This is a genomic window from Streptomyces sp. NPDC059917 (assembly GCF_042730635.1).
GTDB lineage: Bacteria > Actinomycetota > Actinomycetes > Streptomycetales > Streptomycetaceae > Streptomyces.
The window spans coordinates 121,773-135,958 of sequence record NZ_JBHWLC010000004.1 but is presented as its reverse complement, the minus strand read 5'-3'; the positions used below and the strand labels follow the sequence as shown (position 1 = coordinate 135,958).

At 72.3% G+C, this 14,186-nt stretch carries 10 protein-coding genes and 1 pseudogene; 6 read left to right on the top strand and 5 right to left on the bottom strand.

All coding sequences use genetic code 11. The annotated features are described in order from the left end of the window. Positions 1-61: 61 nt before the first annotated feature. Both ACFWAR_RS03980 and ACFWAR_RS03975 read left to right on the top strand, forming a co-directional pair. Positions 62-295: a heavy-metal-associated domain-containing protein gene (locus ACFWAR_RS03980; RefSeq protein WP_385772747.1), complete on the top strand. Its 234-nt coding sequence runs from the start codon at positions 62-64 to the stop codon at positions 293-295. 120 nt (positions 296-415) lie between these two features. Then, positions 416-2,704: a heavy metal translocating P-type ATPase gene (locus ACFWAR_RS03975; RefSeq protein ID WP_385772745.1), complete on the top strand. Its 2,289-nt coding sequence runs from the start codon at positions 416-418 to the stop codon at positions 2,702-2,704. A 461-nt stretch (positions 2,705-3,165) separates the two neighbouring features. Here the strand turns inward: ACFWAR_RS03975 and ACFWAR_RS03970 are convergent, their stop codons facing one another. After that, the gene (locus ACFWAR_RS03970; RefSeq protein WP_385772743.1) at positions 3,166-4,455 is read right to left on the bottom strand and encodes a citrate synthase; all 1,290 of its coding nucleotides are present in this window, start codon (positions 4,453-4,455) and stop codon (positions 3,166-3,168) included. Between the two features lie 182 nt (positions 4,456-4,637). Continuing rightward, a complete protein-coding gene (locus ACFWAR_RS03965) occupies positions 4,638-6,881 on the bottom strand; it encodes an ATP-dependent RecD-like DNA helicase (RefSeq protein WP_385772741.1) in 2,244 nt (747 codons plus the stop codon). Positions 6,882-7,141: 260 nt separating this feature from the next. On the opposite strand from ACFWAR_RS03965, the gene ACFWAR_RS03960 reads away from it, so the two are divergent. After that, positions 7,142-7,681 (top strand): DUF937 domain-containing protein, encoded by a 540-nt coding sequence (locus ACFWAR_RS03960; RefSeq protein WP_385772739.1) that lies wholly within the window; start codon positions 7,142-7,144, stop codon positions 7,679-7,681. 121 nt (positions 7,682-7,802) lie between these two features. Continuing rightward, a pseudogene (locus tag ACFWAR_RS03955) lies at positions 7,803-8,303 on the top strand (GNAT family N-acetyltransferase); the annotation flags it as partial. Here ACFWAR_RS03955 and ACFWAR_RS03950 read toward each other — a convergent pair. Next, positions 8,248-9,204, bottom strand: coding sequence for an EamA family transporter (locus ACFWAR_RS03950; RefSeq protein WP_385772737.1), 957 nt, complete (start codon positions 9,202-9,204; stop codon positions 8,248-8,250). The pseudogene ACFWAR_RS03955 and the gene ACFWAR_RS03950 overlap by 56 nt on opposite strands. Positions 9,205-9,286: 82 nt before the next feature. Between ACFWAR_RS03950 and ACFWAR_RS03945 the strand changes: the two genes are divergently transcribed. Then, positions 9,287-10,210, top strand: a complete 924-nt coding sequence (locus ACFWAR_RS03945; protein WP_385772735.1) for a LysR family transcriptional regulator — start codon at positions 9,287-9,289, stop codon at positions 10,208-10,210. 34 nt (positions 10,211-10,244) lie between these two features. Beyond that, entirely contained in the window at positions 10,245-12,059 is a 1,815-nt protein-coding gene (locus ACFWAR_RS03940) for a glycoside hydrolase family 3 protein (RefSeq protein ID WP_385772733.1), read from the top strand. A 93-nt stretch (positions 12,060-12,152) separates the two neighbouring features. On the opposite strand, the gene ACFWAR_RS03935 is transcribed toward ACFWAR_RS03940, so the two are convergent. Both ACFWAR_RS03935 and ACFWAR_RS03930 read right to left on the bottom strand, forming a co-directional pair. After that, positions 12,153-13,586 carry an aminopeptidase gene (locus tag ACFWAR_RS03935; RefSeq protein ID WP_385772731.1) on the bottom strand — a complete coding sequence of 478 codons (1,434 nt, stop codon included), beginning with the start codon at positions 13,584-13,586 and terminating at the stop codon, positions 12,153-12,155. Positions 13,587-13,672: 86 nt separating this feature from the next. Beyond that, complete coding sequence (locus ACFWAR_RS03930; RefSeq protein ID WP_385772729.1) at positions 13,673-14,026, bottom strand: hypothetical protein; 354 nt, start codon at positions 14,024-14,026, stop codon at positions 13,673-13,675. Between the last annotated feature and the right edge of the window lie 160 nt (positions 14,027-14,186).

Genomic DNA, 14,186 nt, shown 5'->3' with positions numbered 1-14,186 from the left:
GGAGGGTGGAGGGATCCACCGCCCGCCGGCGACCGGACACGCCCCCCAAGAGGAGAACGACATGAGCGCCGAGACGGACACCCAGACCACCACCGTCTACCGGGTGACCGGCATGACCTGCGGCCACTGCGAAGGCGCCGTGACCGCCGAACTGAGCGCCCTGCCCGGCGTCAGCTCGGTCAAGGCCGTCGCCGCGGCCGGCGAGGTCACCGTGGTCTCGGCCGGCCCGCTCGGCGAGGACGACGTGCGCGCCGCCGTCGACGAGGCCGGATACGTGTACGCGGGCCGGGCCTGACCCCCCGGGGTCGGCGGGCCCGGGCCCGCCGACCCCCTCCTCCTCCGCAGCACCCCGCCGGGCCGTACCGTCCAGCTCATACTGGTTCCGTACGGACCCGGCCCTCCCCCTGGAGCCGGAATGACCAGCACAGTGCACGACGGACCGATAGTGACCGAGGTCGAGCTGACGATCGGCGGGATGACCTGCGCCTCCTGCGCGGCCCGCATCGAGAAGAAGCTGAACCGGATGGACGGCGTCAGCGCGACGGTGAACTACGCGACCGAGAAGGCCCGGGTCTCCTACGCGCCCGAGGTCCAGGTGGCCGACCTGATCGCCACCGTCGTCAAGACCGGCTACACCGCCGCGCAGCCCCCGCCGCCGACTCCCGAACCGGAAGCCGATGCGGAAGCGGATGCGGAAGCCGCGGCCGGCTCCGCGGGCGACGCGGCGGCGGCCGATCCGGAACTCGCCGCGCTGCGCCAGCGCCTGCTGGTCTCGGCCGTCCTCGCCCTCCCCGTCGTGCTGCTGTCGATGGTCCCGGCCCTCCAGTTCGACAACTGGCAGTGGCTCTCGCTCACCCTCGCCGCGCCCGTCGTCGTCTGGGGCGCGCTGCCCTTCCACCGGGCCGCCTGGACCAACGCCAAGCACGGCGCCGCCACCATGGACACGCTGGTCTCGGTCGGCACCCTGGCCGCCTTCGCCTGGTCGCTGTGGGCCCTGTTCTTCGGTCACGCGGGCATGCCCGGCATGCGGCACGGCTTCGACCTCACGGTCTCGCGCACCGACGGCGCCTCGGCCATCTACCTCGAAGTCGCGGCCGGTGTCGTCGCCTTCATCCTGCTCGGCCGCTATCTGGAGGCGCGCTCCAAGCGGAAGGCGGGCGCGGCCCTGAAGGCGCTGCTGCACCTGGGCGCCAAGGACGTCGCGGTGCTGCGCGGCGGCGCCGAGGTCCGGATCCCGGTGAGCGCGCTGGCCGTCGGCGACCGCTTCGTCGTGCGCCCCGGCGAGAAGATCGCCACCGACGGCACGGTCGTCGAGGGCAGCTCCGCCGTGGACGCCTCGATGCTGACCGGCGAGTCCGTACCGGTCGAGGTGACCGTCGCCGACTCCGTCACCGGCGCCACCGTCAACACCTCGGGGCGCCTGGTCGTCGAGGCCACCCGGGTCGGCGCCGACACCCAACTCGCCCGCATGGCCAAGCTGGTCGAGCAGGCACAGAACGGCAAGGCGCAGGTCCAGCGGCTGGCCGACCGGATCGCCGCCGTCTTCGTGCCCGTCGTGCTGCTGCTCGCGCTCGGCACCTGGGTGACCTGGCTGCTGATCACCGACGACCCGACCGCCGCCTTCGCCGCCGCCGTGGCCGTACTGATCATCGCCTGCCCCTGCGCCCTGGGACTCGCCACCCCGACCGCCCTGTTGGTCGGCACCGGCCGCGGCGCGCAGCTCGGCATCCTGATCAAGGGCCCCGAGGTGCTGGAGTCCACCCGGCGCGTGGACACCGTCGTCCTGGACAAGACCGGTACGGTCACCACCGGCCGTATGACCCTGGCCGGGGTGCACCCCGCCGAAGGCACCGACGCCACCGAACTCCTGCGCCTGGCGGGCTCGCTGGAGCACGCCTCCGAGCACCCGATCGCCCGGGCCGTCGCCGCCGGCGCCGCCGAGCGCGCGGGCTCGCTGCCGGTGCCGGAGGACTTCCGCGCCCTCGCCGGTCTCGGCGTCCAGGGCCTGGTGGACGGCCACGCCGTCCTGGTGGGCCGCGAACAACTGCTGGCCGACTGGTCGATCGCCCTGCCCGAGGAGCTCGCGCGGGCCAAGGCGGACGCCGAAGCCGCGGGCAGCACGGCGGTGTTGGTGGCCTGGGACGGGGCGGCGCGCGGAGTGCTGAGCGTCGCCGACGCGGTCAAGGAGACCAGCGCCGAGGCGGTGGCCCGACTGCGGGCACTGGGGCTGACCCCGGTGCTGCTCACGGGCGACAACCGCGCGGTGGCCGAGACGGTGGCCCGCGCGGTGGGCATCGACGAGGTGATCGCCGAGGTGTTGCCGCAGGACAAGGTGGACGTCGTACGCCGCCTGCAGGCCGAGGGCCGTACGGTCGCGATGGTCGGCGACGGGGTCAACGACGCGGCGGCGCTGGCCCAGGCGGACCTGGGGCTGGCCATGGGAACGGGTACGGACGCGGCCATCGAGGCCGGCGATCTGACGCTCGTACGGGGGGACTTGCGGGTCGCGGCGGACGCGATCCGGCTCTCCCGGCGCACCCTGGCCACCATCAAGGGCAACCTCTTCTGGGCCTTCGGCTACAACGTGGCGGCGCTGCCGCTCGCCGCGGCCGGGCTGCTCAACCCGATGATCGCGGGCGCCGCGATGGCGTTCTCCTCGGTCTTCGTGGTGAGCAACAGCCTCCGGTTGCGCTCGTTCCGCTAGAGAGCGCCCTCCCCACGGTGCACACACTTCCTTCACGGGAGACGCAGATCACAGTGATTGGAACGTAACCATCAGGTGGTGGCGCGGGTCTAATGGGGCGGTGCCAAGAACGTCTTGGGGGACGTTCACGGAGGTCTTGGGGGACGTCCGCAGGCACCCGCCGGCCGGGACACGTACCCGCGGGGAGCACGCCCAAGGGCTTCCCGATCCGAACGGGTCCCGGCAGACTCCCCCGCCGGAGCGCCGCGCGCGCTCCTCACCGACGCCCTGGTCCGGGTCCCGTGGGGGGAATCCGCACCGGGGAAAGGAAAGCGCCCCGACCGTCGACCCGTGGGGGGATCGACGGCGGGGCGCTTTTCGTTGCGCTCACGCCATCGGGAGGGCGGCTCGCACTCCCGAAAACGGCGGCACGCCGATCACCGGTGGGGTGATCGGCGGCCAGGGGTTCGACGGCCCGGGATTCAGCGGCCCTCGACCGGGACGAAGTCGCGCAGGACCTCGCCGGTGTAGATCTGGCGCGGACGGCCGATGCGGGAGCCGGGCTCCTTGATCATCTCGTGCCACTGGGCGATCCAGCCGGGAAGGCGGCCGAGCGCGAAGAGCACGGTGAACATCTCGGTCGGGAAGCCCATGGCCCGGTAGATCAGACCGGTGTAGAAGTCCACGTTCGGGTAGAGGTTGCGCGAGACGAAGTACTCGTCGGCCAGCGCGTGCTCTTCCAGCTTCAGCGCGATGTCGAGCAGCTCGTCGCTCTTGCCGAGCGCCGAGAGGACGTCGTGGGCCGCGGCCTTGATGATCTTCGCCCGGGGGTCGAAGCTCTTGTAGACGCGGTGCCCGAAGCCCATGAGGCGGACGCCGTCTTCCTTGTTCTTCACCTTGCGGATGAAGGCGTCGACGTCGCCGCCGTCGTTCTTGATGCCTTCCAGCATCTCGAGGACGGACTGGTTGGCGCCACCGTGCAGCGGGCCCCACAGGGCGCTGATGCCGGCGGAGATCGAGGCGAACATGTTCGCCTGCGAGGAGCCGACCAGACGCACGGTGGAGGTCGAACAGTTCTGCTCGTGGTCCGCGTGCAGGATGAGCAGCTTGTCGAGCGCCGAGACCACGACCGGGTCCAGGTCGTACTCCTGGGCCGGCACGGAGAACGTCATGCGCAGGAAGTTCTCGACGTAGCCGAGGTCGTTGCGCGGGTAGACGACCGGGTGGCCGACCGACTTCTTGTACGCGTAGGCCGCGATCGTCGGAAGCTTGGCGAGCAGCCGGATCGTCGAGAGGTTGCGCTGCTTCTCGTCGAACGGGTTGTGGCTGTCCTGGTAGAACGTCGACAGCGCGCTGACCACGGAGGACAGCATCGCCATCGGGTGCGCGTCACGGGGGAAGCCGTCGTAGAAGCGCTTCACGTCCTCGTGCAGCAGCGTGTGCTGGGTGATCTCGTTGCGGAACGACGCGAGCTCGTCGACGGTCGGCAGCTCACCGTTGATCAGCAGGTACGCGACCTCGATGAAGGTCGAGCGCTCGGCCAGCTGCTCGATCGGGTATCCGCGGTAGCGCAGGATGCCCTGTTCGCCGTCGAGGTAGGTAATGGCGGACTTATAGGCGGCGGTGTTCCCGTAGCCGCTGTCCAGGGTGACCAGCCCGGTCTGGGACCGGAGCTTCGAGATGTCGAAGCCCTGGTCGCCTACGGTGCTTCCGACCACCGGGTAGGTGTATTCACCGTCCGCGTACCGCAGTACTACAGAGTTGTCGCTCACGTCATCCCTCACCGACGTAGTGCCTCTTCTTCGAGGTGCCCTGACTGCCTCTACCTTCCCCCATTTGGCACAGGTGAGTGCACTCGGGGTCGGGGTTTGGTGTTTTTGACGGCACTGAGTGCCTTCAAGCTGCTCATCCTGCCCCCTCCGAACCGGCGGGGATACCCCAAATGATCGATCATTTAGGTGATGTTTCCCACCGGTATCTGTCCGGACAGCCGGGGCGCGACAGCCGTGAACCTCCTGCCTGCGGAAACCGTACGCACCGCCTGACCGAGGGCCTTGCGGGACCCGACCAGCACGACCAGTTTCTTCGCCCTGGTCACCGCCGTGTAGAGGAGGTTGCGCTGGAGCATCATCCAAGCTCCGGTGGTGACCGGGATCACGACCGCGGGATATTCACTCCCCTGGGAACGGTGGATGGTGACGGCGTAGGCGTGGGCCAGCTCGTCCAGCTCGGAGAACTCGTAGCCGATCTCCTCGTCCTCCTCCGTGCGCACGGTCATCCGCTGTTCGTCCAGGTCGAGCGCGGTGACCACGCCCACGGTGCCGTTGAAGACGCCGTTGGCCCCCTTCTCGTAGTTGTTCCGGATCTGGGTCACCTTGTCGCCCACCCGGAAGACCCGGCCGCCGAAGCGCTTTTCGGGCAGGTTCGGCCGGGCCGGGGTGATCGCCTGCTGGAGCAGTCCGTTGAGGTTCCCGGCTCCGGCCGGGCCCCGGTGCATGGGCGCGAGGACCTGGACGTCGCGGCGCGGGTCGAGGCCGAATCTGGCCGGAATGCGACGGGCCGCCACGTCCACGGCGAGCACTCCGGCCGCCTCGGTGTCCTCCTCGGCGAAGAGGAAGAAGTCCGGCAGCCCTTCGGTGAGGGGCGGGAGCCCGGTGTTGATGCGGTGCGCGTTGGTGACCACGCCCGACTGCTGGGCCTGCCGGAAGATCCGGGTCAGCCGGACGGCGGGCACCGGTCCGCCCTCGGCCAACAGGTCCCGCAGCACCTCGCCCGCGCCCACCGACGGCAGCTGGTCCACGTCCCCCACCAGCAGCAGGTGGGCGCCGGGCGCCACCGCCTTGACGAGCTTGTTGGCGAGCAGCAGGTCGAGCATCGAGGCCTCGTCGACCACCACCAGGTCCGCGTCCAGCGGCCGGTCCCGGTCGTACGCCGCGTCCCCGCCCGGCTTCAGCTCCAGCAGCCGGTGCACCGTGGAGGCCTCGGCGCCGGTCAGCTCCGCCAGCCGTTTGGCGGCCCGCCCGGTGGGCGCGGCCAGCACCACCTTGGCCTTCTTGGCCCGGGCCAGCTCCACGATCGAGCGGACGGTGAAGGACTTGCCGCAGCCCGGCCCGCCGGTGAGCACCGCGACGCGGCGGGTCAGGGCGAGCTTGACCGCGTCCCGCTGCTCGGGCGCGAGGGTCGCTCCGGTCTTCCCGGCCAGCCAGCCCAGCGCCTTCTCCCAGTCGACGTCGCCGAAGCCCGGCATCCGGTCCTCGTCGGTGTGCAGCAGCCGCCGCAGCTGCCCGACGAGGGAGAGTTCGGCGCGGTGGAAGGGGACCAGGTAGACCGCGGTGAGCGGCGGGCCGCCCTGCGGGTCGGGCACCTGCTCGCGCACCACGCCCTCGGGATCCGCGGCCAGTTCGGCCAGGCACTCGATGACCAGGCCCGTGTCCACCTGGAGGAGCTTGACCCCGTCGGCGATCAACCGCTCCTCGGGCAGGAAGCAGTGGCCCTGGTCGGTGGATTGGGAGAGGGCGTACTGGAGTCCGGCCTTGACCCGCTCGGGGCTGTCGTGCGGGATGCCCACGGACTGGGCGATCTTGTCGGCGGTGAGGAAGCCGATGCCCCAGACGTCGGCGGCGAGCCGGTAGGGCTGGTTGCGCACCACCGAGATGGAGGCGTCGGCGTACTTCTTGTAGATGCGCACCGCGATGGAGGTGGACACCCCGACCCCCTGGAGGAAGACCATGACCTCCTTGATGGCCTTCTGCTCCTCCCAGGCGGCGCCGATCAGCTTCGTCCGCTTGGGCCCGAGCCCGGGCACCTCGACCAACCGCTTCGGCTCGTCCTCGATCACGTCCAGGGTGTCGACGCCGAAGTGCTCGACGATCCGGTCGGCGATCTTCGGTCCGATGCCCTTGATCAGGCCGGAGCCGAGGTAGCGGCGGATGCCCTGGATGGTGGCGGGGAGCACCGTGGAGTAGTTGTCGACCGTGAACTGCTTGCCGTACTGCGGGTGCGAGCCCCAACGGCCCTCCATGCGCAGCGATTCGCCGGGCTGCGCGCCGAGCAGCGCGCCGACCACCGTGAGGAGGTCGCCGCCGCCGCGCCCGGTGTCGACGCGGGCGACCGTGTAACCGCTCTCCTCGTTGGCGTAGGTGATGCGCTCCAGGACCCCTTCGAGCACCGCCGTGTTCACCGCACTGTCCGTCCCCATGGCGCAACGCTAGCGTCCGGCGCCGACAGCCCGTCGAGCCCGTGGAGAACGAGAAACGAAAGGGGGTCCGGCCTCGCGGCCGGACCCCCTCACGGTTACCCCTCCCTCGTCGGACTTCCCGATCCCCCCAGATCCCCTCCCGGAAGTTCCGACGCACCATACGACCCTCGACCCCGCCGGACGGTTGCACAGAGATGCGAGGCTTTATCGTTCCGTTACCCGAGGTGCCGCCAAAACATGACAGACGTAGCGTTTCAGTCATGAGCGAACCTTCCTTCCAGGACGACGTGATCAACGAGCTGGGCGACGACAAGCTGACCGAGATCGCGGGTCTGCTCGGTACCGACGCCACGGGCGCGCGCGACGCGATCGCCACCACCGTCGGCGCCATGACCGGCGACCTCCAGCAGAAGGCCGACGCGGACGACGACGACGGCCACGAGGTCCGCCAGGCCTTCGCCGAGGTGAGCGAGCCCCCGCTGCAGGGCGTGGCCACCTTGGGCGGGGGCCTGCTGAGCGGCGGCATGATGGCCGGCGTGCTGGCCAAGGTGAGCAAGCCCGTCGCCGCGGCCGTCTCGAAGAAGACCGGCATCCCCGCCCCCACCGTCGCCCGGGTGATCGAGCTGCTGATCCCCGTCCTGCTGGCCGTCTTCGCCAAGCGGGCGGCGGGCAAGGGCGCGGGGGCGGGCTCCCCCCAGGCCTCGGGCGCCCCGGCCCCGGGCTCGGCCCCGGGCGCGGCCCCGGGCGGCGGCGGCCTCGGCGACCTGCTGGGCCAGATCCTCGGCGGCGGCAAGAAGTAGCGCTCCCGCCGCCTCACCCGTACGGCGCATCCGGGACGCCCCGGTGCGGCGCGGAGCCGGAAACCCCCGTTCCCCGGCTCCGCGCCGCGCCGTATCCTCGGACGCCATGGACACGTCCGCCGCACAGGTAGTACTGCGCCCTCCGGAACCCGGCGACCTGGGCTGGATCGTGCAGCGCCACGGCGCCCTCTACGCCGCCGAGTACGGCTGGAACAGCGAGTTCGAGGGGCTGGTCGCGCGGATCGTCGCGGACTTCGCCCAGGACCACGACCCCTACCTCGAACGCGTCTGGATCGCCGAGCGGGACGGCCACCCGGTGGGCTCGGTCATGTGCGTGCGCGATCCGGCCCCCGGCACCGCCCGGCTGCGCCTGCTCCTGGTGGACCCGGCGGGCCGGGGCCGCGGGACCGGCGCGCTGCTGGTGGACACGGTGATCGCCTTCGCCCGCTCGGTCGGCTACCGCGAGCTGGTGCTGTGGACCAACGACGTACTGACCGGCGCCCGTTGCCTCTACCAGCGCGCCGGGTTCACCCTGGTCGCCGAGCGCGAGCACCGTTCGTACGGCGTCACCCTGATCGGACAGGACTGGCGGCTGCCGCTCCAGGAAGGCCCGCCGCACTGAGCGGCGCGGCGGAGCCGCGGACCGTGCGGGAGGCCGTACGGGCGCCCCGCGCCGGGGCCAGCGAGGTGGCCGCGACCCCGCCGACCAGCAGCACCGCGGCCAGCCAGCGCAGCGGCGAGATCCCCTCGCCCAGCACCAGCGCCGCCGAGGACATCCCGAAGACCGGCACCAGCAGCGAGAACGGCGCCACCGACGAGGCCGGGTAGCGGCGCAGCAGGTAGCCCCAGGCCCCGAAGCCGAAGACGGTGGACACCCAGGCGACGTAGCCGATGACGGCCGCCCCGGACCAGTCCAGGGCGCGCAGCGCGGCGAGGTCCCGCTCGGGCCCCTCCACCAGCAGCGAGAGGCCGAACAGGGGCAGCACCGGCACCGTGCACACCCACACCATGAAGTTCAGCGCGTCGGGCGGGGCGGCCCTGCGCGTCAGCACGTTGGACACCCCCCAGCACGCGGCGGCCGCGACCACCAGCAGGAAGGCGGTGACGGGCGCCGAGGTCCCGCGGTCCACGGCCGCGACGGCGATTCCCGCGAGCGCGACGCCCATCCCGGCCAGCCGGATCCGCCCGGGCCGCTCGCGCAGCACGACGGCGGCGAGGACGGCGGTGAAGACGGCCTGCACCTGGAGCACCAGCGAGGACAGCCCGGCCTGCATCCCGGCGGCCATGCCGGTGAAGAGGAGCCCGAACTTCGCGATGCCCAGGGCCGCCCCGACCCCCAGGACCCACTTCCAGGCGACCTTGGGGCGCCCCACGAAGAACACCGCGGGCACGGCCGCGACGAGGAAGCGCAGGGCGGACAGCAACAGCGGGGGGAAGTGGTCGAGCCCGATCTCGATGACGACGAAGTTGAAGCCCCAGACGGCGGCCACGAGGACGGCCAGGGCGGTGTGTACGGGACGCATGAGAAGAGCATCGACGCTGGAACCATGTAGCACCAGCGATGATCTCTTCCCCGTTGGATGAAGCAGCGCTTACGATTCGAGGATGCTCGACCTGTCCCGGCTCCGCGCCCTGCACGCCGTCTCCGTCCACGGTTCCGTCGCGGGCGCGGCGGCCGCGCTCGGCTACACCCCGTCCGCCGTCTCCCAGCAGATCGCCAAGTTGGAACGGGAGACCCGCACCACGCTCCTGGAGCGCCGCGGCCGCGGCGTCGCGCTCACCGAGGAGGCCCACCACCTGGCCTCCACCGCCCAGGAGCTGCTGGGGATCGTGGAGCGGGCCGAGACCACCCTGGAGGAGCGCCGGGGGCAGCCCAGCGGGCTGCTGCGGGTGGCCGCCTTCGCCTCCGCCGCGCGCGGACTGCTGCCCGGGGTGCTGGCCGAACTCGCCGAGCGCCACCCGGCCCTGGAGGTCCGGTTGACCGAGGTCGACCCGCACCTCTCGGTGGACCTGGTGACCCGGGGCGTCACCGACCTGGCGGTGGCCCACGACTGGGACATCGCGCCGCTGCCGGTGCCCGACGGGGTCGAGCAGGCGGTGATCGGCGACGACCTCTGCGACCTGCTGGTGCCCGCGGGCCACCCCTTCACCACCCGGACCGTCGTGCGGCGCACGGACCTCGGCGGTGAGCGCTGGATCTGCCAACCGCCCGGCCGGGTCTGCCACGACTGGCTGGTGCGCACCCTGCGCGCGGTCGGCGCCGAGCCGCACGTCGTGCACGTCGCCGAGGAGAACCACACCCTGGTGGCCCTGGTCGCGGCGGGCCTGGGCATCGCGGTGGTGCCGCGCCTGGGCACCGGCCCGCTGCCGCCGGGCGCGGTGGCCGTCCCGCTGCGCCCGACGCCCGTGCGCCGGGTGCACGCCCTGTGGCGGGCCGGGGCCGCGCGGCGACCGGCCATCACGGAGGCCGTCCGCACCCTGCGGGAACACTGGGCCACCACGTCCGGGGGACCCGGCGAGTGTCCTTAGCCGCCGCGGGGGCGCGCGGCGTTAGCGTGCCCGGGTGCCGAACCACGCGTCCCGCCGCTCCCTGTTGTCCGCCGCCGCCGTGGCCGCCGTCGCCGTCACCGGAGCCGCCGCCGCGCTCCCCCGCCGGGCGCAGGGCGCCCCGCGGGGCCGCGGGCCCGGCCCCGCCCCCGGGGAGGTGGCGGCGCGGATGCTGGCCGGGATGACCCTGGAGGAGAAGGTCGGGCAGCTCTTCGTCAGCCGGATCTACGGGCATTCCGCGACCGCGCCCGATCCGGCGGACGCGGACACCTTCGAGACCGAGCTGGGGGTGCGCGACGCGGCCGAGCTGATCGCCCGTTACCACCTGGGCGGGATCATCTACTTCGGCTGGGCGAACAACATCCGCTCCCCGCGCCAGGTCGCCGAGCTGTCGAACGAACTCCAGCGCGCCGCCGGCGCCGACGGGGACGGCGTCCCGCTGCTGCTCTCCACCGACCAGGAGCACGGGGCCGTCAACCGGATCGGGAAGCCGGCCACCCAACTGCCGGGGGCGATGGCCCTGGGCGCGGCCACGGGCGCGGGCGCCGCGGGCGCGGCCGAGGGGGCCCGGCGGGCCGCGCGGATCGCGGGCACCGAACTGGCCGCGATGGGCGTGCGCCAGGACTACGCCCCGGTCGCCGACGTGAACGTGAACCCGGCCAATCCGGTGATCGGCGTACGGTCCTTCGGCTCGGATCCGCGGGCGGTCGCGGCGCTGGTCGCGGCCCAGGTGGGCGGCTACCAGGGCGCCGGGGTGGCGGCCACCGTCAAGCACTTCCCGGGCCACGGGGACACCGACACCGACAGCCACGTCGGGCTGCCGGTGATGCGGCACACCCGCGCCGAGTGGGAGGAGTGGGACGAGCCGCCGTTCCGGGCGGCCGTCGAGGCGGGCGTGGACGCGGTGATGACCGCGCACATCGTCTTCGCCTCGCTCGACCCCTCCGGGGACCCGGCGACCCTCTCGCACGCCATCGTCACGGGCATCCTGCGCGAACGCCTCGGCTTCACCGGGGTGGTCGTCACCGATTCGCTGCGGATGGCCGGGGTCCGGCAGAAGTACGGGGACGACCGGGTGCCGGTGCTCGCCCTCGCGGCGGGCTGCGACCAGCTGCTCGACCCGCCGGACGTGGGGCTCGCCCACCGCAGCGTGCTGGCGGCGGTGCGCTCGGGCGAGTTGACCGAGGCCCGGATCGAGGAATCGGTCCTGCGGATCCTTCGGCTCAAGGAACGCCGGGGGCTGTTGGCGAACCCCTTCGTGGACCCCGCGGAGCTCGCGACGGTGGTGGGCGTCCCGGAGCACCTCGCCGAGGCCGACCGGATCGCGGCCGGCACGACCACCCTGCTGGCCAACACCCAGGGGCTGCTTCCGCTGGATCCGGTGCGCTACCCGAAGCTGCTGGTCACCGGCGCCGATCCGGCCTCGCCCACCGGAACCGGCGGGCAGCCGACGACCGTCCTCGCCCGCGAGCTGGGGGCGCTCGGCTTCACGACGACCGCGACGGCGCCCGAGCGGGCGGTGGCCGCGGCCCCGGACCACGACGTGGTGCTGGTGTGCACCCACAACGTCCCGGAGGGCGCCGCGAGCGCCCCCTACGCCCTGGTGCGGGACCTGGTGGCGGCGGGCGCCCGGGTGGTGACGGTGGCGCTGCGCAATCCGTACGACCCGGCCCGGCTGCCGCCGGTCGCGGCCGCGCTGGCGACGTACTCCTGGGGCGAGGGGGAACTGCGGGCCGCCGCGCGGGTGGTCGCGGGCGCGCACCGGCCCACGGGGCGGCTCCCGGTGCAGGTGCCGGGGCGCTGGCCGCTGGGGCACGGGCTGACGTACTGACGCGTCCGCCCCCGCGGGCCGAGGCCCGCGGGGGCGGAGGGGTCACCGGAACGACCGGCTCACCGGGTCGGCGCGGCCGACCGGCTCACCGGGTCACGGCCGCAGCTGCGGCTCGCGCTCCAGGTCGCGCTTGTCGAGCTGGGCGTCGGCCCGGGCGAGCGGGGCCGCCTTGTTCGGGTCGGCCTGCACCGCGGCGGGGGCGACCCCGGCCCACTGCAGGATCTTCGCCGTGGCGAGCTTGCTCTCGCCCTCCTGGAGCTTGGCCACGTTGGCACCGTGGTTGGCCCCGGGGGCGATCATCACGTAGCTGTCGCGGACCCCGTACCCGAGGCGGAACGGCTCGGCGCCCCACGGGTCGTTCTGCCCGTACACGAACAGCATCTGCTGGGCGTTGTTGCGCACCCAGTTGTCCACGTCGGCCATGACGCCGGGCTGGAAGGTCATGGGGATGTCGCGGGGCACGAAGTTGCGCGGGGGCTGGTAGCCGTAGCGGCTCAGACCGGCCAGGTGCGGCTGCTTGATGTCGGGCGAACCGAGCTGGGTGCCCGCCTGGTAGTAGTACGGGGTGTACGTCTCCAGGCCCTGGTCCGCGTAGGCGGAGAAGCCGGAGATCGCGTCCACCGTGTCCCAGATCTGCTGGTCGGTGGCGGTCGCGGCGGTCGGGATGCCCGCGCAGTCGGCCAGCAGGCTGTACTGCCAGAAGGCCCAGGTGTAGTCGAGGACGACGGCCTCGTAGGCCTTGTCGATGTTGCCGACGGTGGTGAAGGTCCAGCCGTTCTCGACGGCGGCGGCCGCGTACTTGGCCTCCAGCGGCACGCGGCGCACCAGCGCCTCGCGCTGCACCGCGTTCAGCTTGTCGCGGCACTCCTTGGTGCCGACCTTGGTGAAGAACCGGTCGTAGGCCGAGTCCTCCTTGTTGACGACGTCGTTGGGGGCGACGTAGGCGACGACCCCGTCCATGTCGTGGGAGTAGAAGCGCTCGTAGTACGTCGCCGTCATGCCGCCCTTGCTGCCGCCCGTGGCCAGCCAGTTCTTGGTGTAGATCTTCTTGAGGGCGGTGAAGATGCGGTGCTGGTCACTGGCCGCCTGCCAGATGTCCAGGTTCGACCAGTTGGCCGGGTCGGGGCGGGACGGGGTGAAGAAGCGGTACTCCAGCGACACCTGGTTGCCGTCGACGATGGTCGTCGGCTCGCTGCGGCGCGGGTTGATGTTGACGTTGTACCCGGAGGTGAAGAAGACCGTGGGGCGGGAGGTGTCCTTGTGCAGCAGGGTCAGCCGCTGCTTGAAGGTGCCCTTCCACGGCTGCCGGTGATCGACGGGCTGCTCGTAGTTCAATACGAAGAACCGGTATCCGGTGTAGGGCTTCTCCTCGATGAGGGTCATCCCCGGAATCGCGAGGATCCGGTCCTTGATGTCCGTGGCGGCGGTCGGCCCGGCGGCGGTGGCCGCTTGTGCCGTCACGCCCGCCGCGCCCATGGTGCCGATCAGCACCACGAACGACAACAGCCATCTGAGCGCCTTGTGCATTCTCACCCTCCCCTTGAGTTCACTGCGGTACCGGTGAACCTAGCGGGATCAACGCACGCTCGAACAGGGGGCGTTGGGCCTCCCTCTCAGCACAGGATCCAGCCGGAACCGATCACTTCCGAGCCCACCTGCCCCTTTACATACACGCAGCGGCTCACGGCCGGCACGGTGACGGGCCCGGCGAACCGGGTGAAACGGCCCTCGTCGCGGACCGGCACCCCGCCCCGCGGCTGCACGCTCACCGACATCCACGTCCGCGCCCCCGGACGCGCGGGCACGGTCACCGCGCACACGTGGGCATGGGACTTGTACACGCGGACCTCACCCGCGGCGAAGTCCACGGTCCGGGCCAGCTGGCCCGGACAGCCGCCGGTCGCCGCCCGTGCCTCCGGCGGCGCCACCAGCGCGCCGGACGCGAGGAGCAGCCCCGCCGAGAACACCCCCGCACCCCTGGCCCACCGGCCCGCCCCACCCCTCAACCCGAACACGTTTCCCCCTGCCGGTCGTCCGTACGACGTACGCGTCCGTACGACGCACGGACCCCCCGGAAGGTTGCAGGCGGCAACCACGTCCGAGGGGTCCGGTGGGCGGGGGCGGGGC